A 25,077-nucleotide genomic window follows, 5' to 3' on the forward strand; every position below is an offset into this window, starting at 1 on the left:
CGCCGAACGGTCGGCGTTACTGGAGGAAGGTGACGCTCCGTCGGACCGGGCGTTCGTCGGCGCTGTCGACGAACAGGTCGGGCGTCGTCGCCCGGATCCGCTCCACGTCTTCGAAGACCGCTCGCAGGTGCGCGCGCAGGGCCGTCACGCTGGCCTCCAGGTCGCCCGCGGCGAGGGCGTCGACGATCTCCTCGTGCTGATCGATCAGCGCCGACACGGGGCTGACCGTGCGCAGGCCGAGGCGGCGGGCGCGGTCGAGGTGCGCCTTGGCCGACACCACGGTCCGCCAGACGTTCGCGTGCCCACCGGCGGCCAGCAGTCGCTGGTGGAACTTCTCGTCGAGTTCGAAGAACCGCTCGACATCCTCGGCGGACTCGCGCTGCTCGGCGAGGATTCGGCGCAGGTCGGCAAGGTCCTCGTCGGTGCGGCGCACCACCGCATCGGTCAGTGATGAGACCTCGACCGCTTCGCGGACGAACTGCGCATCGGCGATCCGCTGCGGGTCGACGCGCGCGACGAACGAGCCCAGCTTGGGGAAGACCCGCACCAGGTCCTCCTCGGCGAGCAGCAGCAGGCTCTCCCGCACCGGGGTGCGGCTTACGGCCAACTCGGCCGCCAGCTCGTTCTCCGACAGCGGCTGCCCGGGCGGCAGTTGCAGGGTGACGATGCGCTGTCGGAGTTCCCGGGGCACCAGCACCCGCGCCGAGGGCTTGTCGCCTGCCGTCGTTGCCATTGGCCCACCTTATCGATCGCCCTTGACGGGTGGCATTCCAGTACTTGTATGGTACCGCTGGTATCCCACTCTGGAGGAGAGTCAATGCCGACTGACCTCGAATCCCGGACAGGTGGCACGGGACAGCTCCGCCGCACGGTCACCGCATCGGTGATCGGCACCATCGCGGAGTACTACGACTTCTTCATCTACGGCACCGCCTCCGCCCTGGTGTTCAACAAGGTCTTCTTCCCAGAGGTCGACCCGCTGGTCGGCACCCTGGCCGCCTTCTCGACCTACGCCGTCGGGTTCTTCGCCCGGCCGCTCGGCGGGCTCGTCTGGGGACACATCGGCGACCGGATCGGCAGGCAGAAGACGCTGGTCTACACGCTGCTGCTGACCGGCCTCGGCACCTTCGTGGTCGGGCTGATGCCCACCTACGAGCAGATCGGCCTGTGGGCGGCGGTCATCCTCGTCGTGGTCCGGCTGATCCAGGGCTTCGGCGTCGGCGGCGAGCAGGGCGGCGCCCTTCTACTGACCGCGGAAGCCGCCCCACCGGGCAAACGCGGGTTCTACGCCAGCTTCGTGCAGATGGGGTCGCCTGCCGCGTACCTCATCCCAACCGTGCTGTTCGCCGTCCTCGAAGCGCAACTCCCCGAAGCGGCCTTCGTCTCCTGGGGTTGGCGCATCCCGTTCCTGCTCAGCGCCGTGGTCGTCGTGATCGGCCTGTACATTCGGCTGCGGGTGCCCGAATCGGCGACGTTCCGCGCGGTCAAGGAACAGCAGGAACCGCGGCAGGCGCCGGTGAAGGTGCTGCTCAAGGAGCACCGCCGGGAGGTCTTCGGCGGCATGCTCGCCAAGTTCGTGGAGGCCGCGGTCTTCCCCTTCTACACGGTGTTCCTGGTCTCCTACGCCAAGGCGCACGACGTCGACAGCGGCATCGTACTGGACGCGGTGATCATCGCGATCATCGTCGAGCTGGCCCTGCTGCCGTTCTGGGGCAGGCTCACCGACCGCATCGGCCGGCGCACCACCTACCTGGGTGCCGCGGTGCTCAACCTGGTGCTCGTGGTGCCGGCCTTCCTCGCCGTGGAAACCGGGAACACCCTCGTGATCACGCTGCTGCTGGTAGCCGGGCTCGCCTTCGGGCACGCCGGCACCTACGCCCCGCAGGCGTCGTACTTCCCCGAGCTGTTCCCGTCGAGCGTCCGCTACACCGGGGTTTCGGTGGTGTGGCAGTTCGGCGCGATGCTCGCCAGCGGGCCGTTCACCGTGGTCGCCTCGGCCCTGCTGGTGCTCGGCGGCGGCAGCTTCACCTGGGTCGCCGTCTACGTCGCGACGCTCATCGTCGTCAGCATCGCCGGTTTGCGCTGGCTCCCCGAGACCGCACCGAGCCGCCGCGGCGGGCAGGAATACGCCGACTGGCCTCGCTACGACAACCACTGAACCGGAGAAGCACCATGCCGAAGATCGTCGACGCGAAGGTCATCGTCACCGCGCCCGGCCGCAACTACGTCACGCTCAAGATCACCACGGAAGACGGGGTCGTGGGCTGGGGTGATGCCACCCTCAACGGTCGCGAGCTCGCCGTGGCGTCCTACCTGCGCGACCATGTGTGCCCGCTGCTGATCGGCCGCGACGCGCACCGCATCGAAGACGTCTGGCAGTACCTGTACAAGGGCGCGTACTGGCGGCGCGGACCGGTGACGATGACCGCCATCGCCGCGGTGGACATCGCGCTGTGGGACATCAAGGGCAAGATCGCCGGGCTGCCGGTCTACCAGCTGCTCGGCGGCGCGGCGCGCGACGGCGTGCTGGTCTACGCGCACGCCAGCGGCGAAGACGTCCCCGAACTGCTCGACGACGTCGCCGCGCACCTGGACCAGGGCTACCTCGCGGTCCGCGCCCAGGCGGCGGTGCCCGGCGTCGACAAGACCTACGGCATCCCCGACCGTGGCCAGCAGGTGTACGAGCCGGCATCGTCGGCGATGCCGGCCGAAAGCCGCTGGGACACCGAGCCATACCTGCGGTTCGCGCCGACGGTGCTGGGCGCGGTGCGGGAGCGCTTCGGGTTCGACTTCCACCTGCTGCACGACGTGCACCACCGGCTCACGCCGATCGAAGCGGGCCGCCTGGGCCGCGATCTGGAAGAGCACCGGATGTTCTGGATCGAGGACCCGACGCCCGCCGAGGACCAGAGCGCGTTCCGGCTGGTCCGCGAGCACACCACCACCCCGATCGCGGTCGGCGAGGTGTTCAACTCGATCTGGGATTGCCAGCAGCTCATCACCGAGCGGCTGATCGACTACATCCGCACGTCGGTTTCGCACGCCGGTGGCATCACCCACCTGCGGCGGATCTTCGCGCTCGCCGACCTATACGGAGTGCGGACCGGCTCGCACGGCGCCGGGGACCTCTCCCCCGTGTCGTTGTCGGCGGCGCTGCACGTCGACCTCTCGGTGCCGAACTTCGGCATCCAGGAGTACATGGGGCACGCCGAACCGGCCTCGGAGGTGTTCCGCACCAGCTACACCTTCAGCAACGGGTACCTGCACCCCGGCGACGTCCCGGGACTCGGGGTGGACGTCGACGAGCAGGCGGCGGAGGAGTTCCCGTACGAGCCGCGCTACCTGCCCGTGAACCGGCGCCGCGACGGTTCGGTGCACGACTGGTGAGCGGCGAACGGCTATCGGCCCGCACCGCCCCCTCCGCGACACCGGAGTCGGTGGGGATCGCGCACCTCGGGCTCGGCGCATTCCACAAGGCGCACCAGGCGGTCTTCACCGAGGACGCGATGCTCGCCGCGGGCGATCGGCGCTGGGGCATCTGCGGGGTCACGCAGCGCAGCGGCAGGGCGGCCGCGCTGTTGGCGCCGCAGGATTGCCGCTACACAGTGCTGGAGCGCGGGCCGGACGCAGCAGAGCCAAGGGTGGTTTCCGCGCTGCGCGAGGTCGTCGACGGCAGCGCGGATCCGGCGGCGGTGGTCGAACTGCTGGCGCGCGAGGACATCCGCGTCATCACGCTCACCGTGACGGAGAAGGGGTACCGGCACGATCCGGCGACCGGTGACCTCAACCTGGCCGACCCCGAGGTGCTGGCCGATCTCACCGAGCGTCCACCTAGGACGGTCGTGGGTCAGCTGGTGCGCGGGCTGCAGCGCCGCGCCGGGACCGGTGCCGGACCGGTCACCGTGGTCAGTTGCGACAACCTGCCCGCCAACGGCCGGACCCTGCGGCGGCTGGTGCAGCAGTTCATCGACGCAGCAGGGCTCGCCGAGCTGGCGGCGTGGGTGTCCGAGCACGTGCGGTTCCCCGCCACGATGGTCGACCGGATCGTGCCCGCGACCACCGCCGACGACCTCGCGGAGGTGCAGACGCGGACCGGGTTGCGGGACGAGGCGGCGGTGGTCGCCGAGCCGTTCCGGCAGTGGGTGGTCGAGGATGACTTCGCCGCCGCCCGCCCGCCGTGGGAGCTCGCCGGAGCGGTGCTGGTCGCCGACGTGGAGCCGTGGGAAGCACTCAAGCTGCGGGTGCTCAACGCGAGCCATTCCATGCTGGCCTACCTGGGTTTGGCGTGCAGGCACGCGACGATCGCGGAAGCCGTGGCCGAACCGCTGCTAGCCGGCGCCTGCCGCGGGCTGATCGGCTCGGAGGTCGCGCCGGTGCTCGCTGCACCGTCCGGCGTCGACGTGCGCGATTACGGCGAGTCCGTGCTGGCGCGGTTCGCGAACCCCGCTCTGCGGCACACCACCGCCCAGGTCGCCAAGGACGGCTCGCAGAAACTCGGGCCCCGCCTGCTTGACACGGCATCGGAACAGCTCGCCTCCGGCGGCGACCCGAGTTGGGTGGCGCTCGGGGTCGCGGCCTGGATGCGGCACGTCGCGACCACCGAAACGCTCGACGACCCGCTGGCGGGCGTGCTGCGCGACGCGCTCGGCGGAACCCCAGCCGACGAGGCGAGCCGTCTGCTCGGTGTCGAGCGGATCTTCGCGCCGGAACTCGCTCGGCACCCGGTTTTCCGCGATTCGGTGACGACGACGTACCGGCAACTCGCGGAACGCGGCGCGCGCGCTGTCCTCGCCGAGCGGCTCTGACTCAGGCGATGCCGAGGAGGGCCACTCCGGCGAGGACGACGACCGCGCCCATCATGCGGCGGGCCGGTTGCGGTTCTCCCAGGAGGCGCCAGGCCATTAGGCCCGCCAGGACGATGCTCAGCTCCCGAGCCGGAGCGACCAGGCTCACTGGCGAGTCGCATGGCGAACAGGACCAGGATGTAGGCCAGCGGGGACAGCAGGGCGACCGCCGGGATCTCCCGGCGGTGCGCGTGCCACGCCTTCGCGATCTGCGATCGCCGCGTCGCGGCGTACGGGGCGAGCATCGCCGAGCGGGCGAGGTTGTTCGCCCAGTCGAACGCCAGCGGCGACAACGCCAGCCCCGTCACGGCGTGCGCGTCCCACCGTGTAGATCGCGATCAGCGCCCCGGTCAGCAAGCCGAGACCGACGCCCGCCAGGCTCGCACCGGAGCGCGGCACCCTGCGATCCGCGGTGCCGCAAGGCCGTTTCCGCGCCCCGCGCTACGCGCCGGCCGCGAGCTTCCAGCCGAGGCTGAGCACGAGGCCCACCACCACGGTCAGGAAGACCTGGCGCACGAAGCCGGAGCCGCGCTTCGCGGCGATCATCGCGCCGAGGACGCTGCCCGCCATGTTGCTCGCGGCCATCACCAGCGCCAATCCCCACAGGACCTTGCCCGCCGGAATGAAGAACGCCAGCGCGCCGATGTTCGTGGCCACGTTGACGACCTTCGCTGTCGCCGACGCCGTGACGAACGCGAAGCCGACCAGGCCGACGAGCAGGAACACCAAGAACGAACCGGTGCCCGGGCCGGCGATTCCGTCCCAGAAGCCGATCACGGCGCCACCGACGAGCATCACCAGCAACTGGATGCGCCGCTCGAACCGCGGGACGTCCGCCGAGCCGAGCTCGGGCTTGCGCCAGGTGTAGACGCCGACGAGCGCCAATGCGACCAGCACGACCACGTTGAGCACGTGCGACGGCAGGGCATCGGCCAGCGCCGCGCCGCCGAGGGCCCCGAACAGGGCGACGAGCGCCATCGACAGCGCCGCCCGCCAGTCGATCGGCGTCCGCTTCGCGTAGGTCCGGGCGGCGGCGGCCGTACCTGCGATCGACGCGACCTTGGTGGTCGCCAGCGAATAGATCACCTCGCCGCCGGGCAGGAGCAGCAGCATTGCGGGCAGCTGGATCAGGCCACCGCCGCCGACGATCGCGTCGACCGCCCCGGCCAGGAAGGCGGCGCCGCAGAGGAACAGCAGTCCGGCGAGGGACAAGTCGGCGAATCCGGGCCAGTTCAACGCATCGAGCACGAGGCTTGACCCTATGGTTCGGAAACGCCGGATCCGAGCCGATGTGATAGCCCTCGCCCGGCACCGCCCGCCCGAATCTGCGCAGGTGGGCGCTGTTAAGATGGACGACCGTGCCGTGCGGCATTCCGCCGTGGAGGAAACCTGCCTGAGCGCAGCGCCGACAAAAGCGCGGCACGACCGGTTCGACAGACGAGGAAGAGGCGCCACAGTGGCCAACATCAAGTCCCAGATGAAGCGGATCAAGACCAACGAGCAGAACCGGCAGCGCAACAAGGCCGTGAAGTCCGCGGTCAAGACCGCCATCCGCAAGTTCCGCGAGGCCGCTGACGCCGGCGAGAAGGACAAGGCCGTCGAGCTGCAGCAGGCCGCCAGCCGCGCGCTGGACAAGGCCGCCAGCAAGGGCGTCATCCACAAGAACCAGGCCGCGAACAAGAAGTCCGCGCTGGCGCAGCGCGCCAACCAGCTCTGAGCTGAGGCCTGAACTTCGAAAGGCCCCTTCCTCGCGGGCAAAAACCCGGGTAAGGGGCCTTTCGCGCGGAGAAGGGGCCTTTCGCGGTTTCGGTGGAAACTGGTGCGATCACGAACGCTGGTTGCGGAGCTCCACGAGGCGCAGGACGGTGCGTTCCAAGGCGTAGGTGGCGTCGGCGGCCATGCCCTTGACCCCGGCGTTGACCTCTGCGACCGCCTGGAGCGCCTGCGCGAGGCTCGAAGCGTTCCAGCCCCGGGACTGCGCCAGCGCCTTCTTCACCTTCCACGCGGGCATGCCCAGCTCCCCTGCCAGCCGGAACGGATCGTTGCGACCGCCCGCGGCGGCGACGCGGCCGATGGTGCGGACCGAGTCCGCGAGCGCGTCGGCGATCAGCACGTGCGGGACGCCGAGCTGCACAGCCCACCGCAAGGCCTCCAGGGCGGCCGCCCGGTCACCCGTCACCGCCTTCTCCGCTACCGCGAACCCGGTCACCTCGGCTCGCCCGCGGTGGTAGCGGCGCACGGCCGTCTCGTCGACCTTGCCGCCGGTGTCGGCGACCAGCTGCGTCGCCGCGGCCGACAGCTCCCGCAGGTCGGAACCGACCGTTTCGATCAGCGAAGCCACCCCGGCGGAATCGGTCTTGCCGCCGGCCCGGCGCACCTCGTCGCGGACGAACGCCTCCCGCTCCGCGGGCTTGGTGATCTTGTTGCACTCGGTGACCCGCGCGCCTAGTTTGCGCAGTGCATTGGGTAGTTCCTTGGCGTGCTTCGAGCGGCCTCCGCCGCTGTGCACGACGACGAGCATGACCCCGTCCGCCGGCTGCTTGGCGTGCATCAGCAGCGCCTCGGCGATCTCCTTGCCCGCGTCCTGGGCGGACTCCACCGCCAGCACCCGGCCCTCCGCGAACAACGATGGGCTGAGCAGTTCGGTCAGCTCCGGAGGAGTGAGTTCGCTCACCTTCACGCGGCGCAGTTCGGCTTCCGGATCGGCCGCGCGGGCGGCTCCGACAGCAGCCCAAAGCGCGCGTTCCACCAGCAGTTCTTCGTCGCCGAGAACCAACTGCAGCGGATCGGGGACCACGGCCGGTGCGCTCATGCACGCATCGTCGCACGCACCCGTGACGTTCCCGCCATCTGGATGGTGCTGGCCAGACCCCGGCGCGGTCCACTAGCGTTGCTGGCACAACCGAATAGCTCATCCAGAGGGGCAGAGGGAACGGCCCGATGAAGCCCCGGCAACCGTTCGTCAGCGAATCGCGCTTTCACCCGCGAGGTCTCTGACGAAAGCGGTGCCAATTCCGACCCGTCCGCGGGACAGATGAGGAGAGGACCTCGCGATGACTGCTGCTGCCCATGCCCAGACGACCCCGAAGAAGACCTTCGACCTGGGCAATGCCGTCGAACTGGTGTCCAAGGAAGAGGGCCACCGGCAGCCGTTGGCCCCGGAGTTCGTCTCGCTGGAGGACTTCTCCCCGCTAGAGGTCGCCTACGACTTCGGCAAGATCCGCCGCGAGGACATCGAATCCGGCCCGCGCTCCATCTGGCGCTACAAGCAGCTCCTCCCGGTTCCCACCAACGTCGAAGAGCACCCAAACACCGAGCCGGGCTGTACCCGGCTGATCCGGGCCGACAAGCTCGCGAAGGCGTTGGGCGTCAAGCGGATCTGGATCAAGGACGACACCGGCAACCCCACCCACTCCTTCAAGGACCGCGTCGTCGCGGTGGCGCTGGCCGCCGCCCGCGAGTTCGGCTTCAAGGTGCTGGCCTGCCCCTCCACTGGCAACCTCGCCAACGCGGTGGCCGCCGCCGCGGCCCGCGCCGGCTGGGACTCGGTGGTGCTGGTGCCCAAGACCCTGGAGCGCGCCAAGATCCTGATGAGCGCGGTCTACGACGGGTCGCTGCTGGCCGTCGACGGCAACTACGACGACGTCAACCGGCTGGCCACCGAGCTCGCCGCGGAGCACGAGGACTGGGCGTTCGTCAACGTCAATGTGCGCCCCTACTACTCCGAGGGGTCGAAGACGCTGGCCTTCGAGGTCGCCGAGCAGCTCGGCTGGCGCATCCCCGAGCAGATCGTTGTGCCGATCGCCTCCGGTTCGCAGCTGACCAAGGTCTACAAGGGATTCAACGAGCTCGGCCAGGTCGGCCTGGTGGAGCCGAGCCCGGTGCGGATCTTCGGTGCGCAGGCAACCGGCTGCTCCCCGGTGTCGACGGCGTACAAGAACGACCACGACGTGGTCCAGCCAGTACGGCCGGACACCATCGTCCGTTCGCTGGCCATCGGCGCCCCCGCCGACGGCCCGTACGTGCTGGACATCGTGCGCAAGACCGGCGGCGCCATCGAGGACGTCAGCGACGACGAGGTCCGCGAGGGCATCCGGTTGCTGGCACGCACCGAGGGCATCTTCGCCGAGACGGCCGGCGGGGTCACCGTGGCCACGGCGAAGAAGCTCATCAAGGCGGGCAAGATCGACCCGGACGCCGAGACCGTGCTGCTGATCACCGGTGACGGGCTGAAGACCCTGGACGCGGTGCAGGACCAGATCGGCCCGAAGGCCACCGTCGCCCCGAGCACCGACGCGGTCAACCAGGCGCTGGGGCTCTGAACCCGACCCGATTCGAGACGCGCGGCGTCACCGCACGACGGTGACGCCGCGCTTTCGTCTACAAAGGACTTCCTCGAAGGCTCCCGGCACGGCCGCTGCCGTCCTACGACTCGCCCGCGCGCAATGGGCCTCCCCTGGCGACGTAGCGGGGCCCCTGCGGGCCGGGCAGGATGGCGATGTCTCCTTCCTGGTCGGTGCGCAGCACTTTCGTGCCCGCGCGGGTTAGGTCGTCGACGACGAACGCGCTCGGGTGACCGTAGGTGTTGCCTTCTCCAACACTGATCACGGCTAGTCGTGGACGCACTGATCGCAGGAAAAGTGGTGTGGTGTAACGGGATCCGTGGTGCGGCACCTTGAGCACGTCGGCTCGCAGATCCGCACCGGACGACATGAGCCGCCCCTGGCCGGGCAGTTCGACGTCGCCGGTGAGCAAGACCCGCCCGGCCGGTGTGGTCGCGAGCAGCACGATCGACGCGTCGTTGGCGTCGTCGGCCGTCTGCGCGCGGGCCAGCACCGGATCTGGGCCGAGCACGTCGAGGACCAGTCCCGGCCAGACCACCCGCTGCCCGGACAGCAGCGGCACGACAGGAACCCGATGTGCGCGGGCATCTCTGGTCACGTCGTCCATCGCCCACGCCGGTTCTCGCAGCGGGCCGATTGCGACCGCGCCAACGGGGACCTTGCCCATCAGCGCGGCGAGTCCGCTGACGTGGTCGGCATGCAGGTGGGTGAGCACCGCCAGCGCTACCCGGCGAATGCCCAGCCGCTGCAGGCATTCCGCGGCCCGCTGCGGATCCGGTCCGGTGTCGACCACCACGGCCTCGTCCGGGCCACCGGTGGCCAGCACCAGCCCATCTCCCTGGCCGACGTCGCAGGCCACCATGCTCCAACCCGGCACCGGCCAGCCCGGCAACATCGTGCGCACCGGCACCAGCACCAGCGCCGCGAGCAGCACCACGACCGCAACCGCCCAGCGAATCCGCTTGCCGCGCAGAGCGACCAGCCCGACCACCACGAGCGCCGCCAGCAACAACCCGCCGACGGTGCCGGATGGCCAGTCGAACGCCGCGCCGGGAACCGCCGCCGCCCGGTCCGCGACCAGGATGATCCACTCCAGCTCCGGCGCCGCCAGCCAGCCGAGCACACCGGCCAGCCAGGTCGAAACCGGTGCGGCCACGGTGGCCAGCACGCCGAACACCGTCGCCGGCGCGACAACAGGCCCGGCCAGCATGTTCGCCGGTACCGCCATCAGGCTGACCTCGCCGGAAATGGCCGCGATCAGCGGAGCCGTGACGACGTGCGCCGCCAGCGGAACGGCGATCGCTTCCGCTAATCCAATGGGCACTCCTCTCCTCCGCAATGCCGACGACCACACCGGTGCCAACACCACCAGTCCGGCGGTGGCCGCCACCGACAGCGCGAATCCCGCGCTCATCGCCAGGTCGGGCAAGAGCAGCAGCAAACCGATCACGCTCGCGGACAGCACCGGCAACGCCGACCGCTGCCTGCCAAGCACCAACGCCAGCAGCGTGATCGCACCCATCACCGCCGCGCGCAGCACGCTCGGTTCCGGCCCCGCCAGGACGACGAAACCGACGAGCGCCGCGCCCGCGCCGCCGGCCGACATGACCGGCCCCGCGCCGACCAGGTGCAGTAGCACGAGCACCGCGCCGCACACGATCGCGAGGTTGGCCCCCGAAACCGCCGTCAGGTGGGACAGACCGGCCGTCTCGAAGTTCTGCTCCACCTCCGGTGGCAGTCCCCCGGTGTCGCCGACCACCAACCCCGGCAGCAGTCCCGCCGCGGCCGGGCTGAGCACGTCGGCCGACACCCGCCGGAGGCCCTCCCGCAGGTCTTCCGCGACGCGCTGCCAGCCCGGAGCCGCCCCGACATCGGCCGGTTGGCCGAACACCTGGAGCGCGGCGACAGTGAGCTCGCCCGCACGCGGCGGGGAGAGCTTTCCCGTCGCGGTCACCTGTTGCCCGGCAATGAGATCCCGCCATCCTGCAGTCGGTACCAGCAGCACCATCGCTCCGCCTGCCCGCACTCGACGCCCGGCGAGCTCACCGGACTGCAGCTCCGCGCGGACCAACGACCTGTCCGCCGCTCGTCGGGCGCCGAACGCCGCGCCGCGCAACGGCCTTGGCGCGCTGGTCAACACGACCCGCAGTGTTGCCCGCTCGCCGTGCTCGGTTGCCAGTCGCACCGGGTGGTGCTCGACGCCGTAGGCGCGCACCGCAATTCCGGTCGCGGCAACGCCCGCCAGCAGCAGGACCGCGAGGGTGCCCCTGGCAACCGGCCCGGTCGGCGCCGCCCTCCACACCAGTGGCGCGGCCAACGAGCAGAGCAACGCCAAGACCGCGGCCGGAAACCAGCCCACCAGCAATCCGGTCAACGTCACGGCCCAGACCGCGAGTCCGGTCGGCACCAGGCGCAGGTCGAGTCTTGCGATCACACCCGCACCACTTCCCGCAGCCGGGCGAACCGGGATTCGCCGATGCCGCCGACTTCACGCAGCTGCTCCACCGAGTCGAACCGGCCGTGTTCCGCCCGCCACTGCACGATCCGCTTGGCGGTGACCTCGCCGATGCCGGGTAGTTCATCGAGTTGATCCTCCGTTGCGGTGTTCAGGTCGACCTTGCCGTCGCCTCCGGGCTGGCCGGACGATGCCTGCGGTGGCGGCGGCACGGCGACGTAGAGCTGTTCGCCGTCGACCACCCGGCGGGCCAGGTTGAGACCTGTTAGATCGGTGTCGGGTAACGGGCCACCGGCCGCCGCGACGGCGTCGGCCACCCGAGCGCCCGGCGACACGGTGACCAGCCCCGGGCGAGTCACCCGGCCGACGACGCTGACGACGAGTTCCGGTGGCGCCGCGGTCGTGACCGGTGGCGGTGGCGGCAGAATGGGCGGCGGCACGGGTTCGGCGGCGGGCTGGTTCGCCCACGCCCCGACCACCACACCCACCAGGACCACCAATGCCACCAGGGCGAGCGCGAGCACACCGATCCGACCGGGGTCCGCTCTGGACCTCAGCAGGGATTCGGGAAGCCATCTCTCCGCCAGTCGCCGCCAAGGCGAACCGGATCCGGTATCCGGCGGCGTCACCGAGTAGTTCGGGCCGGCGCGCTCCGCCGGCTCGTCGAAGGACGCATGTCGCCGCAGGGTTTGCAGCCTGCTCCTCGGGTCGAGCTCCTCGGATTCGCCTGCACTGGAATGAAAACTCCGCGTCTCAAACATGAGATCGACGGTAGGGGAGACGAAACACGTTGCGCAGCTTTATTTTTCGCCACTCAGAGCACAGTGGAGGAGATCGCCCCCAGATTCAGCTCGAAGGTGTGGAATCCGCCCACCGAAAGGTTTTCAAGCTCCTGAACGCCACCCGTTCGGGAGCACCACTACACCCACCGCCCCGGGCCCGATGTGCGCACCGATGACCGCGCCGACCTCCGAAACGACGCAGTCGGCGGACTCCCCGAGTTCGGCCCGGATCCGCCCGGCGAGCCGCTCGGCTCGCTCCGGCGCGGCCAGGTGGTGCACCGCGACCGCGGCGGCGCCGGAACCCGCTGCCCCCAACGAAATGTCCAACAACCGGGCCATGGCCCGAGTGGTCGTGCGCACCTTCTCCAACGCGTCGATGCGCCCGTCATGAACGTGCAGCAGCGGCTTTATCGCCAACGCCGTCCCCAAGACCGCGGCGGCGGTTCCGATCCGGCCACCACGCCGCAGATATTCCAAGGTCTGCACGGAGAACAAAGTCGTCGTGCGCTCGGCCGTCGAAACCGCGGCGCGCTCCACCTCGGCCAACTCTGCTCCCGACTTCGCCGCCTCGGCCGCCGCGAGCACCGAGAAACCCAGCCCCATGGCCGCAGATCGGGAATCCACGACCCGGACCCGCTCCGGATCCACCTCGCGCGCGGCCAGCCGCGCCGCATCCCAGGTACCTGACAGCTGCCGGGACAGGTGGACCGCGACCACGCCGTCCGCGCCGCAGTCCAGCGCGTCCTGATACGCCTGCGCTAATTCCTGCGGCGTCGCGCCCGCGGTGGTGACCCGGTGCTTGCGGTCGAAGGCACGCGCGAGATCACCAGGACCGAAAACGGGTTCGCCGACCGCGGCGGCGCCATCAACGCTGACGTGCAACGGAACGGTCCGCACCGCGTACCGCTCGGCGTATCCCGCCGGCAGGTACGCCGTCGAGTCGGTGACGACTGCAATTGGCACGCCGCAACCCTACGATGTCGCGGTCGGAATGCGATCAGCCCTCGACCGGTACCCCGGCGTTATAAGCCATCAACCGCCAGCGGTGATCGCTGTTGCTCCGCCGCTTCAGCACAACCCAGTGGCAGTTGCTGATGCCGCCCAGCCCCGGCCACAGGTCCAGCGGCAGACCGACCAGCGTCGCCGTCAGCGCGGTGATCAACCCCCCGTGCGCGCACAGCAACGCAGTGCCGTGGTGCTGGGATTCGAGCTCCTCGACGACCTCCAGCGCGCGCTCGGCGACCTCGACGCGGGACTCGCCGCCCGGCGGCGCCCACGTCGGATCCGCCCGCCACGTGCCCATCGCTCCAGGCCAGCCGTGCTCGACCTCCGCGCCGCTGAGCCCCTGCCACTCCCCCAGGTGCGTCTCGCGCAACCGCTTGTCCAACCGCACCGAAGCCCCGCTGACCTCGGCGAACGCTTCTGCGGTGGTGCGCGCACGGTTCAGGTCGGAGCTTATGGCGGTGTCCGGGGCGAACCGGGCGATCGCCGACGCCGTGCGCCGCGCCTGCTCCTGGCCGGTCTCGGTGAGCGCGCTGTCGAGGTGTCCTTGGAAACGGCCGGCGGCGTTGTAGTCGGTCTCGCCGTGCCGCCACAGGACTAACCGGTCCAGGCTCACGATTCGGCGTCCGGCGAGTCGGCCTCGGCGGGCGCGTTCTGGTCCTCGAACTCGATCCGCGGGCAGTCCTTCCACAGCCGTTCCAGCTGGTAGAAGGCGCGCTCCTCGGAGTGCTGGACGTGCACCACCACGTCGACGAAGTCGAGCAGGACCCACCGGCCCTCGCGCGCACCCTCCCGGCGCACCGGCTTGGTGCCGGCGGCGCGCAGCTTCTCCTCGACCGCGTCGACGATCGCCTCGACCTGCCGTTCGTTGGGCGCCGAAGCGATCAGGAAGCAGTCTGTGATGACCAGCTGCTCGGAGACATCCAGCAGGACCACATCGGTGGCCTTCTTGTCCGCCGCGGCCTGCGCCGCGATCAGAGCCAGCCGGCGGGCGTTCTCGGTGGCTGCCACGTCACTCCTCTCGGGTGGGTCCGGTGTGCCCCACGCCGGGTAGAGGATAGCCAGCCCGCCTCGCACCAGGCCGAACCCGCCTCCACGTCCCTCGGGCCGAAGCCGCAGCTGCCCCAGGTGTCCTCGGGTTCGCATGTGGTGTTCCCGCATCGGCGCCGCGGAGACCGAATCGCCCCTGGCCCTGCCCACCACGGTCCTTCACCCATCGGTGGAACACGCAGGTCGCGCGACAGGGTGAGGCGAGCACCGGCCCATCCCGGCGGCGTTCGACGCCGTCTTGACCACGCCCACGGTCACGGGCGGCCTAACGATTTGCTTCCGACCGCGACGAGGTGGGGGGCGCGTCAGGAACCGGACGGGCCCCACTCCGCGCCGGCTTCCTCCCGGTAGAGGCCTCGCTTCGTGATGTACTGCACGATTCCGTCCGGGACCAGGTACCAGACCGGCAGGCCCGCCCGGACCCTGTCCCGGCAGCCGGTGGAGGAGATCGCCATCGCCGGGATCTCCACCAGCGACACCGCCCCGGCGGGCAGGTGGGCCCCGTTGAGCGAGTAGCCGGGCCGCGTCACGCCGATGAAGTGCGCCAGGTCGAACAGCTCGTCGACCCGGTGCCAGGACAGGATCTGCTCCAGCGCGTCGGCCCCGGTGATGAAGTAGAGCTCCGCGTCCGGGTACTGCTGGTGCAGGTCGGTGAGGGTGTCGGCGGTGTAGGTCGGACCGCTGCGGTCGATATCGACGCGGCTGACCAGGAACCGCGGGTTGGACGCGGTGGCGATCACCGTCATCAGGTAGCGGTCCTCGGCGGGGCTGACCACCTCGTGACTCTTCTGCCACGGCTGGCCGGTGGGCACGAAGACGACCTGTTCCAGGCCGAACTGGGCCTGCACCTCGCTGGCTGCCACCAGGTGCCCGTGATGAATGGGATCGAAGGTGCCACCCATGACCCCGATCCTGCGACGAGACATAGCTGACAAGCCTAGAAAGCCGACGGCCCGCGTCGATCGGCGGGGCGCGCGTCGCGCGTCACGGCGGCCGTGGGGCCCGGCTCACACGCCCCTATGAGCTGGGCCCCAGGCCACTATGAGCTGGGCCCCCGGCCACGCCGACCGTGGAGCCCGGCCCACGCTCCCCCCTGAGCCGGGCCCCACGGCCCTGCGCAACCCTCGGCGGCTGGGGGCCTACCTCAGGTCGCGGGCGCTGCCATTTCTCAGGCGCGCACCGGTGTGACGCGCGCACCTGGGAAACCATGACGCGACTTCGAAAGTGGGCTGCGTCACTCCGCTGGGGCAATCACCGCGCCGGTTTCGGCGTCCTTGACCAGGATCGCCTCCACCGGGCACGACTCCGCCGCGTCGACCACCTCGTCGGCCGGCTCCACCGTCGACTTCTTGGCGCAGGAGTAGCCGTCCACCAGCTCGAAGTGGTCCGGCGCTACACCGGCGCACATGCCGGAACCAATGCAGGTGTCCGCGTCGATCTCGATCGACCAGCTCATTCGCCACCTCTTCCAGTTATGCGCGAGATCACCCGCCACCTTGCCACGACAGCAGCATCCGCTGGGGGCCGCGGACGAGCATTCCGGTCTTCCAGTCGACGTCTTCGACGGTCGCGAAGCGCGGTGCCGGCAGTCGCGTCAGCAGCGTGCGCAGCGCGACGTGCAGCTCCATCCTCGCGAGCTGGGCACCGAGGCAGTGGCGCGGGCCGTGCCCGAAGCCGAGGTGCGTCGCTTCCTGACGGGTCAGGTCGAGGTGCCAGGATCGTCGAACACGGTCTCGTCGCGGTTCGCCGAGGCCGCGCCGACCATGACCGGCTCGCCGACGCGCACCAGCACGCCGCCCAGTTCCACGTCCTCGGTGGCGTATCGCGGGAAGCCGGCGCCGACTCCGAGCGGCACGTAGCGCATCTACTCCTCGACGGCGCGCGGCATCCCGTCGAGGTCCGCGCGCAGCACGACGAGCTGCTCCGGGTGCGTCAGCAGCACGTAGACGAAGTTCGGGAGCTGGGTGGCGGTGGTCTCGTGACCTGCCACCAGGACCCCGACCGCCAACCTGACGAGCTCGTCCTCGGAGAGCTTGTCCTGCTCGTCGCGGGCCGCGATCAACGCGCTGAGCAGGTCGTCGGCCGGTTCTTCGCGGCGTACGGCGATCAGCCCGGCCATGTAGACGAGCATCTTGTCGATGTAGTCGGTCACCTGCTCCGCTCGGCGAACAACGCCGACGCAGCCTGCAACAGCGCTACCTTGGTGGCGGCCGAGTCACGCTTGCGGCGCGGCGCCTGGGCAAGTCAGCTCCCCGGGCAGGAACTGGTGTTCGCCGGGGCCGAGCCCGGCCGCACGTGCCCGTCGCCGAAGGCCAGCCACTTCGTGGAGGTCAGCTCTGGCAGCCCCATCGGGCCGCGGGCGTGCAGCTTCTGGGTGGAGATGCCGATCTCCGCGCCCATCCCGAACTCGGCGCCGTCGGTGAACGCGGTGGAGGCGTTGACCATCACCGCAGCCGCGTCCACCTGCACCGTGAACTGCCGGGCTGCGCGGACGTCGCTGGTCACGATGGCTTCGGTGTGCCCGGAGCCGTGGGATCGGATGTGCTCGACCGCGTCGGGCAGCGAATCCACTACCGCTGCCGCGATGTCCAGCGACAAGAACTCGGTGTCCCAGTCCTCATCGGTCGCGGGAACCACATTGGAGCCCCCGACCTCGACGACTCGCTCATCGCCGTGCACGGTCACGCCCGCGCCGTGCAGCTCGGCGAGCGCTCGGGGCAGGAACTCCGCCGCGATGTCCTTGTGCACCAACACCGTTTCCGCCGCGTTGCACACGCTGGGGCGCCGGGCCTTGGAGTTGAGCAGGATGCGCAGCGCGGTGTCGATGTCAGCGCTCGCGTCGACGTACACGTGGCAGTTGCCGACGCCGGTCTCGATGGCCGACACCGTGGCGTTCTCCACGACTGCCGAGATCAGCCCCGCGCCGCCGCGCGGGATCACCACGTCGACCAACCCGCGCGCGGTGATCAAGTGCTGCACGGACGCCCGGTCGTGGCACGGCAGGAGCTGCACGGCGCCGCCCGGCAGGCCCTGCTCGCGGACCACGTCGGCGAGGATCGCCACAAGCGCGGTGTTGGAGTGCTCCGCCGAGGACGAACCCCGCAGCAGCACAGCGTTGCCGGCCTTCAGCGTCAGCCCCGCCGCATCCACCGTGACGTTGGGGCGCCCCTCGTAGACGATCCCGACCACGCCGAGCGGTACCCGGACCTGCTGCAACTGCAACCCGTTGGGCAGCACGCCGCCGCGCACCACCTCACCGACCGGGTCCGGCAGACCGGCGACCGTGCGTAGCCCGTCGGCCATCGCGGCGATGCGCTCGGCGCTCAGGCTCAGCCGGTCGATCAGGCTTTCCGGCATCCCCGACTCGCGGCCCGCGGCAACATCCCGGTCGTTGGCCGCGAGGATCTCCGGCGCGCGCTGCACCAGCGCGTCGGCCATCGCGTGCAGCAACGCGTCCTTGTCGCCACGGGTGGCCTGCGCCAGCTCCGCCGCCGCCCGCTTGGCCCGCCGTGCCGCGTCGCGGACCTGCTCCCGCAGCTCGTCTCCGGACACCTGGTCTGTGATCGTGGACTCGGTGGTGGTCACCTGCACAGACTAGTCCGTTCGGCCCGCGCCCCGACATCGGATTTCACGCCCGGCCACCCCGGACGTGGCACGTCGTGGGCATCCGGTAGGAATCGGGTCGTGGACGAAAACGCGCTGCGCGAACTCGCCGACGACCGACTCCGCGCGCTGGCCGGCCCCAACGCCGCGCTGCGCGAGGACCAGTGGAGCGCGATCCGCGCACTGGTGCTGGAGCGTCGTCGAGCGCTCGTGGTGCAGCGCACCGGCTGGGGCAAGTCCGCCGTCTACTTCATCGCCACCGCGCTGCTGCGCGAACTCGGCGAAGGCCCGACCGTGATCGTTTCGCCGCTGCTCGCGCTGATGCGCAACCAGGTCGATGCTGCCGCGGCGGCCGGCGTGCGCGCCGCGACGATCAACTCCGCGAACCCAGACGAGTGGGCCGACATCGAGGAGGAGGTCGCCGCCGGCGAGGTCGACGTGCTGCTGGTCAGCCCGGAACGGCTGAACAACCCCGACTTCCGGGACACGATCCTGCCGGAGCTCACCCAAGCCGCGGGCCTGCTCGTGGTCGATGAGGCGCACTGCATCTCCGACTGGGGCCACGACTTCCGCCCGGACTACCGGCGGCTGCGGACGCTGCTCACCGAGCTGCCCGAGGGCGTCCCGGTGCTCGCGACCACGGCCACCGCGAACGACCGCGTCGTGCAGGACGTCGCCGACCAGCTCGGGGTGGGCGGCGAGTTCACCGATCCGCAGGAAACGCTGGTCCTGCGCGGCAGCCTGGACCGGGAGAGCCTGCGACTGGGCGTGGTCCGGTTGCCCACGGCGCAGGCCCGGCTGGGCTGGCTGGCGAGCCACCTGAAGGAACTGCCCGGCTCGGGGATCATCTACACGCTCACGGTGGCGGCGACCGACGAGATCGCGGCCTACCTGCGCGAGCAGGGCTACGAGGTGGCGTCCTATTCGGGCCGCACCGATCCCGCCGAGCGGCAGCAGGCCGAGGCCGACCTGCTGGCGAACCGGGTCAAGTCGCTGGTGGCGACCTCCGCGCTGGGCATGGGTTTCGACAAGCCCGACCTCGGATTCGTCGTTCACCTCGGCGCGCCGTCCTCGCCGATCGCCTACTACCAGCAGATCGGGCGCGCCGGGCGCGGTGTGCAGCGGGCCGAGGTGCTGCTGCTGCCCGGCCCGGAGGACCGCGACATCTGGAGCTACTTCGCGTCGCTGGCCTTCCCACCGGAACCGACGGTGCGCGCGGTTCTCGATGCGTTGGCGCAGCAGGAACGCATGTCGACGGCCGCGCTCGAACCGCACGTCGAGCTCGGGCGCACCCGGTTGGAGATGGTGCTGAAGGTGCTGGACGTCGACGGGGCCGTCCGCCGGGTGAAGGGCGGCTGGGAGGCCACCGGCGCGCCGTGGCACTACGACGCCAAGCGCTACGAGCGCATCGCCGCGGAGCGGAGGTCCGAGCAGCAGGCGATGCTCGACTACCTCGGGACGTCGTCTTGCCGCATGGAATTCCTGCGGCGGCAACTCGACGATCCGGCGGCCGAGCCCTGCGGACGCTGCGACAACTGCACCGGCTCCGGCTATTCCGGCGACGTCGACGACCAGGCCGTGCAGCAGGCGGAGGAGCGACTGCGGCGACCCGGCGTGGAGGTTTCGCCCCGCAAGATGTGGCCGAGTGGCATGGATGCGCTCGGCATCCCGGTCTCCGGCAAGCTCCCCGCCGGCCAGCAGGCCACCACGGGCCGGGCGATCGGGCGGCTCACCGACATCGGCTGGGGCAACCGGCTGCGGGAACTGCTCGCCACCGGCGCGCCCGACCAGGAACTGCCGGACGACCTGTTCCAGGCCGGAATCAAGGTGCTGGCCGCGTGGGACTGGGCGCGGCGGCCGCTGGGCGTGGTCGCGCTCGGTTCGCGGACGCGTCCGCGGCTGGTGCGTAGCCTCGCTGAACGGATCGCCACGATCGGGCGGTTGCCGCTGCTCGGCGAGGTGGTGACGAACCCGAACACGACGCCCCGGCGCGCCACGAACAGCGCCCAGCGGGTGGCGTCGCTTTGGCAGCAGTTCAAGGTGCCCGAGGAGCTCACCGCCAAGCTGTCCACGCTGGACGGACCGGTGCTGCTGATGGACGACTACGCCGACACCGGCTGGACCATCACGGTCGCCAGCCGCCTGCTCCGCCAAGCGGGCGCCCCGGCAGTCCTGCCCTTCACCCTCGCCACCACTTCGTGACCGGCCTCGAAACCAAGCCACAGCTCAGGGACCCGTGAGTACGTTAGGCGGTGTCATCCTCGTTCGTGTCCGGATTCGGGTCGGGGTAGCGCCAGCACAGCGGCAGCCCCGGCGAGGGAGACGATGCCGGTGAGCACGGCGACGTGATTCCAGCCGGATAGCTGGGTGGCTATGTCGTCATGCGGGGCGGAGGCAAGGCCACCGACGACGGTGACCCCGAGCGAGGCGCCGAGATAACGGGTGGTGTTGTTCATCCCGACGCCTACCGCAGCACGGTCAGGTGGAACGGTGGCAGTCGCCTGCCGTCCCAGGCCGGCGTTGAGCACGCCGGTGGCGCCGCCGGCCACAAGAAGACCGGGCACCAGCCGCGAGATGGTCGAACCGGTCTCGAGTCCGGTAAGCAGCAGCAGACCGACACCCGTGACCGCAAGGCCGATTGCCAACTGCGCCGTCCCGGTCAGCCGCGCGGCCAGCCGACGACTGACCACAGCCGAGACGGCGCTGGTGCCGGACCAGAGCCCGAGCGCCGCGGCGGCCCCGAAAGTGCTCATCCCCATGCTGGTCACCAGGAACGTGCAGGCGAACGACATCAGTGCGATCACACCGGCGCCGGTGACCGCAGCAGCCACCGTGGCGGCGGCGAAGTCGCCTCGGCGAAACAGCGCGAGTTCCAGCATGGGCGACCGGCTCCGGAGTTGGCTGATGGCGAAAGCCACCAACGCGGCCACTGCACCACCGGCGCAGACCAGGGCTGGGGTGAGACCACCTTGGCGCGCTTCGACAAGTGCGACCAGCAGCAACCCTAGCCCGCCGGTCATCAACGCCGCGCCAAGCAGGTCCAGACGCCTGCCCGGAATCACCGTCGTCTCGGGAAAGCACCACCGCGAGGCGACAGCGATGCTCGCCCCGACTGCGGCGAGTAGCCAGTAGGGTGCGCGCCATAGGTCCACGAGATCGAGCAAGCCGGTCATCAGCGGGCCGAGCGCAATGCCGAGGCCCATGCTGGCCCCCCACCAACTGGCCGATGCCGAACGAGCTTCGGCATCGCTGTTCACCGCAGCCACAAGCCCCAACCCGGTTGCGATAACACCGGCCGAACCAACACCTTCGACCAGCCGCCCGATGACGAATTGCGTCGCCGTGGCTGCGGTGGCGCACACCACGGATCCGGCCGCGAACACGTACGCGCCGAGCTCGAAGACCCTCCGACGGCCCGACTGGTCGGCCAGCGCACCCGCGGTCAGCAGGCTCACCGCAAGGCCGGTGCTCATCGAGCTCAGAATCCACATGGTGGCTACCGGCGGGGCAGCCAGCGCGGCGGTGACCCTCGCTGCGTTTCCCAGTGGACCCGAGTAGGCCAGCATGGCCCCAAACGTACTCAGCGACGTCAGCGCAAGTGCCGCCGCGAAAGACCGAGGTGCACCTTCAACGCGCCGGTTCGTGGTACCGCGAAAACTCAGTCTGTTCACCAGACCATCGTCGCATAGTGGCAGTCTGGTGAACAGACCACTCCGTCGGTACGATGACGACGTGGCACTCGGAACCGGATACGACCAGCAGGGCTGTTACCTCGCCCGTGCGCTGGAGGTGGTCGGAGAGCGCTGGACCCTGCTGATCCTGCGCGACTGCTTCTACGGCGTGCGCCGCTTCACGGACCTGCGAGAGCACCTGGACATTTCCCGAGCCGTGCTCACCGACCGGCTCGAGACCCTGATCGCGGCCGGTGTGCTGACCCGGGAGGACTCGGGCGGGCACCCGGAGTACCTGCTCACCGAGGGTGGGCGGGCGCTGTGGCCCACGATCTTCGCCCTGTCCAAATGGGGCGAGCGGTACACGAGCGGACCACACCCTTCCCGGATCTTCAGCCACACGGCATGCGACACCGACATCGACGACTTCGGGCGATGCCGCGCGTGTGGCCAGATCCCTGGCCCCGACGACCTCGTCGTCCGCCCTGGCCCCGGCACCAACGCGATGCACCGCAGCGATCGCGTCGCCCGCGCCCTTGAGAACCCCCACCGGATGCTGACCCCGATCAGCACTGCGGTCGCCCCTGCCGCTGAGTAAGCCTGCTGCGGCGGACGCGGCGAATCACCAAGGACTAACCACAGTGGACACAGCTGCCCGGACTGTCTCATTCGGTCCACATCGTCGGCTAACCGTCCCATCACAGCACGCAGAATTCATTGCCTTCGGCGGATGCGGGCTGGGCTTAGCCGCTGGGGTTCGGGGTTTGGTTTTTCCCAGGGGTGGCGGTGGTTTTCGGTGTAGCTGCGGGCGAGCCGGAGTTGGGTGTGGTCTGCCAGTTCCGTCACCTTACGGAGTTGTCCGGCCATGACCGCGCGCCCGCCGATCCGCTCCCGGAGCGCGTGCTCGCTGATGATCACCGTCAGTCGCGGGCCGTTGCGGGCGGAGAGGATCTCCCGGCGGCCGACGCGCATCAGCACCAGCTTCTCGACCTCGCCGACCGGCTGGCCACGCATCCCGGCGCGCGCGTAGCGGAAGTCTGCAGCAGCCCCGGAATCAGCCCGGTGGCCACATTCGTTATGCGAGTGGCGGTGCGCTCGAACTCGATCAGCGCGGTCAGCTCCTGCCGCACGACGGAGCGGTCCGCGGTGAGGTTCGGCGCATCGGCATCGCGGGCCATCTCGACGAGTCGATCACGTTCGGTAGCCGAAACGCCCAGAGCGGTCATGACGGCGGCCACCACTCCAGCGGCGGGACGGACTTCCCCGTTTCGTACCGCATCCGCCTGACTTGATCGGTGTCGAGCTCCTGTGCCACCGCACGCAGACTCTTGCCGACCTCTTCCCTGGCTTCGCGCAGCTCAGCCCCGAGCGCGCGGGCCTTCGGCGTGCCACCAGTGGTACGGGTCATGAACCATAGCGAAACAGAATTCGGGTCATGGTAACTACTACCTGTTCAGGTAATTGGCCATCCGTTTCAGCACCACCAAAATGGTACGCGCGACGACGACCACCCCAGGAGCACCGCACCCCCGGTGTCCGATACCGCGCTCCCGTCGGCGTCGTCCCGGAACCGGCTGCCGGACGCTACACGCGGCGGACGCCTCAAGTCGAGTTGGAACAGACGGTGATCATGCATGCCACACCCGTTTCGCTGGCAACCGGGCAACGGACAGCGACACGCCACGCTGAAACCCCGGCCCCGCGGCGGCTTTCCGGTCAACTCGCAGGTCGAGACGTTGTGCGGCAAGCAGATCACCGTGGACAACTCCGACCTCGCGTGGCTGTGGACGACCTGCCCCGAGTGCAACAAGACCGCGCACGAGTTGGCCGGTGCCCCCATCGCTCCCTGTAGTCCAGGTCCTCCCACTAGGTGAATTCGGACCTTCCGCACAGGCAACGCAGACCGTACTGTGTCGTCACCCGTACGAGGCCCGGAGGACAACAGCACACCTCCGGCGCGCACGGGCGTCCTGCCACGACACCGGAGGATGCGATGACGCAAGAAGCGACGACGGCAGAGGAATCCCGACTACCCCTGCGCACATTGGTCGCCGCCAGCATCGGCAACGCGGTCGAGTGGTACGACTGGACCGTCTATACCGCCTTCAGCGTCTACTTCGCTGCTTCGTTCTTCCCCGGCGAACTCGCGCTGATCAACACCCTCGCCACGTTCGCGCTGGCGTTCTTCTTCCGCCCGCTTGGCGGCTGGCTGCTCGGCCGGTTCGCCGACCTCCGGGGCCGCAAGACGGCGATGCTGCTGACCATCTCGCTGATGGCAGGCGGCTCGCTGATCATCGGATTGCTGCCGACCTTCCAGTCGATCGGCTGGGCTGCGTCGATCCTGCTGATCCTGGCGCGGGTCGGGCAGGGACTCTCGCTGGGCGGCGAGGTGTCCAACGCGTCGGCCTACCTGGCGGAGATCGCGCCACCGGCCAAACGAGGCCGCTACTCGGCCTTCTTCTACATCTCGACCGGTTCCGCGCTGCTGGTCGCCTCGCTGCTCGGCTACGCGCTGACCGGGCTGCTTTCCGAGGACCAGCTCACCGACTACGGCTGGCGGATCCCGTTCCTGATCGGCGGTGTGCTCGGGGTGCTCGGCATCTGGCTGCGCCGCACCCTCGAGGAGACCGAGCAGTTCGAGGACAACCGCGCCAAGGCCAAGGCGCTGATGAATCCACTGTGGATGACGCTGAAGCACCACCCCAAGGCGGTCGGCCAACTCGTCGGTTTCAGCATGCTGTCCACGTTGTGCTACTACACGTTCTTCAGCGCGCTGACCCCGTTCGCGGTGAAGAACCGGCACGCCGACGCCACCGACGTGTTCCTAGCGCTGTCGATCGCCACCACGTTGTTCATCGTGCTGCAGTACCTGATGGGCGCGCTGTCGGACCGAATCGGCCGGAAGCCGCAGCTGCTGGTCTGGTCGGCGGCGACCGCGGTCCTGATCGTTCCGCTGTCCACATTGGTCGGCCCCGGACTGGGCGGGCTGCTGGTGGTGTTCTGCGTCGGAGTCGCCTTGTACACGGCGATGACCTCGATCGCGCCGGCGATCATGTCGGAGCTGTTCCCCACCGAACTGCGCGGCCTGGGCATCGGCGCCTGGTACAACCTCACCGTCGCGATCTTCGGCGGCACGGCGCCGCTGGTGATCCAGGCGCTCGCCCGCTACGAGCTGTCAACGATGTTCTTCTGGTACATCGCCATCGGCGCGGCGGTCGCGTTCTTCGTGATCCGCACCCTCCCCGAAACCAAAGGCACCGAACTCCGCTGACCCCGACGGTCTGTGAGTGGAGGGCAACTTTGGCTGCAGGGTGCACAGCTGAACGG

28 protein-coding genes, 1 pseudogene and 1 riboswitch are annotated in these 25,077 nt (G+C 69.8%); of the genes and pseudogenes, 9 read left to right on the forward strand and 20 right to left on the reverse strand.

Annotated elements, in window-relative coordinates:
- Positions 1–16: 16 nt before the first annotated feature.
- Positions 17–733 carry a GntR family transcriptional regulator gene (locus DL519_RS23075; protein WP_190817848.1) on the reverse strand — a complete coding sequence of 239 codons (717 nt, stop codon included), beginning with the start codon at positions 731–733 and terminating at the stop codon, positions 17–19.
- Between the two features lie 84 nt (positions 734–817).
- Between DL519_RS23075 and DL519_RS23080 the strand changes: the two genes are divergently transcribed.
- The 3 genes from DL519_RS23080 to DL519_RS23090 are packed head-to-tail and all read left to right on the forward strand — an operon-like array spanning position 818 to position 4,805.
- Positions 818–2,158, forward strand: coding sequence for an MFS transporter (locus DL519_RS23080; protein ID WP_190817849.1), 1,341 nt, complete (start codon positions 818–820; stop codon positions 2,156–2,158).
- A 14-nt stretch (positions 2,159–2,172) separates the two neighbouring features.
- Positions 2,173–3,387, forward strand: coding sequence for a D-mannonate dehydratase ManD (gene manD, locus DL519_RS23085; protein ID WP_190817850.1), 1,215 nt, complete (start codon positions 2,173–2,175; stop codon positions 3,385–3,387).
- A complete protein-coding gene (locus DL519_RS23090; protein ID WP_190817852.1) occupies positions 3,384–4,805 on the forward strand; it encodes a mannitol dehydrogenase family protein in 1,422 nt (473 codons plus the stop codon). The genes manD and DL519_RS23090 overlap by 4 nt, the downstream gene beginning before the upstream one ends.
- 1 nt (position 4,806) lies before the next feature.
- Here DL519_RS23090 and DL519_RS47095 read toward each other — a convergent pair whose 3' ends face one another.
- Both DL519_RS47095 and DL519_RS23100 read right to left on the reverse strand, forming a co-directional pair.
- Complete coding sequence (locus DL519_RS47095; protein WP_223839427.1) at positions 4,807–4,953, reverse strand: hypothetical protein; 147 nt, start codon at positions 4,951–4,953, stop codon at positions 4,807–4,809.
- A 332-nt stretch (positions 4,954–5,285) separates the two neighbouring features.
- Positions 5,286–6,092, reverse strand: coding sequence for a sulfite exporter TauE/SafE family protein (locus DL519_RS23100; RefSeq protein WP_190817854.1), 807 nt, complete (start codon positions 6,090–6,092; stop codon positions 5,286–5,288).
- A 208-nt stretch (positions 6,093–6,300) separates the two neighbouring features.
- On the opposite strand from DL519_RS23100, the gene rpsT reads away from it, so the two are divergent.
- Positions 6,301–6,561 carry a 30S ribosomal protein S20 gene (gene rpsT / locus DL519_RS23105; RefSeq protein ID WP_190817856.1) on the forward strand — a complete coding sequence of 87 codons (261 nt, stop codon included), beginning with the start codon at positions 6,301–6,303 and terminating at the stop codon, positions 6,559–6,561.
- Between the two features lie 108 nt (positions 6,562–6,669).
- Here the strand turns inward: rpsT and holA are convergent, their stop codons facing one another.
- Entirely contained in the window at positions 6,670–7,656 is a 987-nt protein-coding gene (gene holA, locus DL519_RS23110) for a DNA polymerase III subunit delta (protein ID WP_190817857.1), read from the reverse strand.
- 96 nt (positions 7,657–7,752) lie between these two features.
- A riboswitch (SAM riboswitch) is annotated at positions 7,753–7,885 on the forward strand.
- A 12-nt stretch (positions 7,886–7,897) separates the two neighbouring features.
- On the opposite strand from holA, the gene thrC reads away from it, so the two are divergent.
- Complete coding sequence (gene thrC, locus DL519_RS23115) at positions 7,898–9,166, forward strand: threonine synthase (RefSeq protein WP_190817859.1); 1,269 nt, start codon at positions 7,898–7,900, stop codon at positions 9,164–9,166.
- 103 nt (positions 9,167–9,269) lie between these two features.
- On the opposite strand, the gene DL519_RS23120 is transcribed toward thrC, so the two are convergent.
- From DL519_RS23120 to DL519_RS23160, 12 genes and pseudogenes are all read right to left on the reverse strand, one after another.
- Positions 9,270–11,621 carry a ComEC/Rec2 family competence protein gene (locus tag DL519_RS23120; RefSeq protein WP_190817861.1) on the reverse strand — a complete coding sequence of 784 codons (2,352 nt, stop codon included), beginning with the start codon at positions 11,619–11,621 and terminating at the stop codon, positions 9,270–9,272.
- On the reverse strand, positions 11,618–12,403 hold the full coding sequence (locus DL519_RS23125; protein ID WP_190817863.1) for a ComEA family DNA-binding protein: 786 nt from the start codon (positions 12,401–12,403) through the stop codon (positions 11,618–11,620). The genes DL519_RS23120 and DL519_RS23125 overlap by 4 nt, the downstream gene beginning before the upstream one ends.
- 123 nt (positions 12,404–12,526) lie before the next feature.
- Positions 12,527–13,387: a DegV family protein gene (locus DL519_RS23130; RefSeq protein WP_190817865.1), complete on the reverse strand. Its 861-nt coding sequence runs from the start codon at positions 13,385–13,387 to the stop codon at positions 12,527–12,529.
- 34 nt (positions 13,388–13,421) lie between these two features.
- Entirely contained in the window at positions 13,422–14,042 is a 621-nt protein-coding gene (locus DL519_RS23135) for a histidine phosphatase family protein (RefSeq protein WP_190817867.1), read from the reverse strand.
- On the reverse strand, positions 14,039–14,437 hold the full coding sequence (gene rsfS, locus DL519_RS23140; protein WP_168587005.1) for a ribosome silencing factor: 399 nt from the start codon (positions 14,435–14,437) through the stop codon (positions 14,039–14,041). The genes DL519_RS23135 and rsfS overlap by 4 nt, the downstream gene beginning before the upstream one ends.
- Positions 14,438–14,781: 344 nt before the next feature.
- The gene (gene nadD, locus DL519_RS23145; RefSeq protein WP_029535334.1) at positions 14,782–15,402 is read right to left on the reverse strand and encodes a nicotinate-nucleotide adenylyltransferase; all 621 of its coding nucleotides are present in this window, start codon (positions 15,400–15,402) and stop codon (positions 14,782–14,784) included.
- 308 nt (positions 15,403–15,710) lie between these two features.
- A complete protein-coding gene (locus DL519_RS23150) occupies positions 15,711–15,932 on the reverse strand; it encodes a ferredoxin (protein ID WP_190817869.1) in 222 nt (73 codons plus the stop codon).
- A 28-nt stretch (positions 15,933–15,960) separates the two neighbouring features.
- Positions 15,961–16,104 (reverse strand): hypothetical protein, encoded by a 144-nt coding sequence (locus tag DL519_RS48925; protein WP_263399700.1) that lies wholly within the window; start codon positions 16,102–16,104, stop codon positions 15,961–15,963.
- A gap of 9 nt (positions 16,105–16,113) precedes the next feature.
- Positions 16,114–16,179 (reverse strand): annotated as a pseudogene (locus tag DL519_RS50280) (hypothetical protein); the annotation flags it as partial.
- A complete protein-coding gene (locus DL519_RS48930; RefSeq protein ID WP_263399701.1) occupies positions 16,176–16,340 on the reverse strand; it encodes a cytochrome P450 in 165 nt (54 codons plus the stop codon). The pseudogene DL519_RS50280 and the gene DL519_RS48930, both read right to left, overlap by 4 nt.
- Positions 16,341–16,628, reverse strand: a complete 288-nt coding sequence (locus DL519_RS48935) for a cytochrome P450 (protein WP_263399702.1) — start codon at positions 16,626–16,628, stop codon at positions 16,341–16,343.
- Between the two features lie 92 nt (positions 16,629–16,720).
- Positions 16,721–18,061, reverse strand: coding sequence for a glutamate-5-semialdehyde dehydrogenase (locus tag DL519_RS23160; RefSeq protein WP_190817871.1), 1,341 nt, complete (start codon positions 18,059–18,061; stop codon positions 16,721–16,723).
- A 99-nt stretch (positions 18,062–18,160) separates the two neighbouring features.
- Between DL519_RS23160 and DL519_RS23165 the strand changes: the two genes are divergently transcribed.
- On the forward strand, positions 18,161–20,281 hold the full coding sequence (locus DL519_RS23165; RefSeq protein ID WP_190817873.1) for a RecQ family ATP-dependent DNA helicase: 2,121 nt from the start codon (positions 18,161–18,163) through the stop codon (positions 20,279–20,281).
- Between the two features lie 53 nt (positions 20,282–20,334).
- On the opposite strand, the gene DL519_RS23170 is transcribed toward DL519_RS23165, so the two are convergent.
- Positions 20,335–21,750, reverse strand: coding sequence for an MFS transporter (locus DL519_RS23170; RefSeq protein ID WP_223839429.1), 1,416 nt, complete (start codon positions 21,748–21,750; stop codon positions 20,335–20,337).
- Between the two features lie 61 nt (positions 21,751–21,811).
- On the opposite strand from DL519_RS23170, the gene DL519_RS23175 reads away from it, so the two are divergent.
- Positions 21,812–22,348 carry a winged helix-turn-helix transcriptional regulator gene (locus tag DL519_RS23175; protein WP_223839431.1) on the forward strand — a complete coding sequence of 179 codons (537 nt, stop codon included), beginning with the start codon at positions 21,812–21,814 and terminating at the stop codon, positions 22,346–22,348.
- Between the two features lie 116 nt (positions 22,349–22,464).
- Here DL519_RS23175 and DL519_RS23180 read toward each other — a convergent pair whose 3' ends face one another.
- From DL519_RS23180 to DL519_RS23190, 3 genes are read right to left on the reverse strand one after another with little or no spacing between them, the layout of a single operon-like run.
- Positions 22,465–22,764 (reverse strand): Scr1 family TA system antitoxin-like transcriptional regulator, encoded by a 300-nt coding sequence (locus tag DL519_RS23180; protein ID WP_190817879.1) that lies wholly within the window; start codon positions 22,762–22,764, stop codon positions 22,465–22,467.
- Positions 22,722–22,976 (reverse strand): Scr1 family TA system antitoxin-like transcriptional regulator, encoded by a 255-nt coding sequence (locus DL519_RS23185; RefSeq protein ID WP_190817881.1) that lies wholly within the window; start codon positions 22,974–22,976, stop codon positions 22,722–22,724. Before DL519_RS23185 ends, DL519_RS23180 begins: the two co-directional genes overlap by 43 nt.
- Complete coding sequence (locus DL519_RS23190; protein WP_190817883.1) at positions 22,973–23,158, reverse strand: helix-turn-helix domain-containing protein; 186 nt, start codon at positions 23,156–23,158, stop codon at positions 22,973–22,975. The genes DL519_RS23185 and DL519_RS23190 overlap by 4 nt, the downstream gene beginning before the upstream one ends.
- A 226-nt stretch (positions 23,159–23,384) precedes the next feature.
- On the opposite strand from DL519_RS23190, the gene DL519_RS23195 reads away from it, so the two are divergent.
- Positions 23,385–23,624: a zinc finger protein gene (locus tag DL519_RS23195; RefSeq protein WP_190817884.1), complete on the forward strand. Its 240-nt coding sequence runs from the start codon at positions 23,385–23,387 to the stop codon at positions 23,622–23,624.
- Between the two features lie 119 nt (positions 23,625–23,743).
- Positions 23,744–25,021: an MFS transporter gene (locus tag DL519_RS23200; RefSeq protein WP_190817886.1), complete on the forward strand. Its 1,278-nt coding sequence runs from the start codon at positions 23,744–23,746 to the stop codon at positions 25,019–25,021.
- Positions 25,022–25,077 lie beyond the last annotated feature (56 nt).

Source organism: Saccharopolyspora pogona (assembly GCF_014697215.1).
In the GTDB taxonomy this organism is placed as follows: domain Bacteria; phylum Actinomycetota; class Actinomycetes; order Mycobacteriales; family Pseudonocardiaceae; genus Saccharopolyspora; species Saccharopolyspora hattusasensis.

Coding starts and splice junctions, on each gene's coding strand:
- nadD (WP_029535334.1), bottom strand. CDS start 15,402: ATGTCTCGTCGCAGGATCGGGGTCATGGGTGGCACCTTCGATCCCATT.
- DL519_RS23080 (WP_190817849.1), top strand. CDS start 818: ATGCCGACTGACCTCGAATCCCGGACAGGTGGCACGGGACAGCTCCGC.
- DL519_RS23190 (WP_190817883.1), bottom strand. CDS start 23,158: ATGACCCGTACCACTGGTGGCACGCCGAAGGCCCGCGCGCTCGGGGCT.
- DL519_RS23180 (WP_190817879.1), bottom strand. CDS start 22,764: ATGCGTGGCCAGCCGGTCGGCGAGGTCGAGAAGCTGGTGCTGATGCGC.
- DL519_RS23075 (WP_190817848.1), bottom strand. CDS start 733: ATGGCAACGACGGCAGGCGACAAGCCCTCGGCGCGGGTGCTGGTGCCC.
- DL519_RS23150 (WP_190817869.1), bottom strand. CDS start 15,932: ATGAGCTGGTCGATCGAGATCGACGCGGACACCTGCATTGGTTCCGGC.
- holA (WP_190817857.1), bottom strand. CDS start 7,656: ATGAGCGCACCGGCCGTGGTCCCCGATCCGCTGCAGTTGGTTCTCGGC.
- DL519_RS23125 (WP_190817863.1), bottom strand. CDS start 12,403: ATGTTTGAGACGCGGAGTTTTCATTCCAGTGCAGGCGAATCCGAGGAG.
- DL519_RS23195 (WP_190817884.1), top strand. CDS start 23,385: ATGCCACACCCGTTTCGCTGGCAACCGGGCAACGGACAGCGACACGCC.
- manD (WP_190817850.1), top strand. CDS start 2,173: ATGCCGAAGATCGTCGACGCGAAGGTCATCGTCACCGCGCCCGGCCGC.
- thrC (WP_190817859.1), top strand. CDS start 7,898: ATGACTGCTGCTGCCCATGCCCAGACGACCCCGAAGAAGACCTTCGAC.
- DL519_RS23200 (WP_190817886.1), top strand. CDS start 23,744: ATGACGCAAGAAGCGACGACGGCAGAGGAATCCCGACTACCCCTGCGC.
- DL519_RS48925 (WP_263399700.1), bottom strand. CDS start 16,104: ATGGAGCTGCACGTCGCGCTGCGCACGCTGCTGACGCGACTGCCGGCA.
- DL519_RS48930 (WP_263399701.1), bottom strand. CDS start 16,340: ATGCGCTACGTGCCGCTCGGAGTCGGCGCCGGCTTCCCGCGATACGCC.
- DL519_RS23185 (WP_190817881.1), bottom strand. CDS start 22,976: ATGACCGCTCTGGGCGTTTCGGCTACCGAACGTGATCGACTCGTCGAG.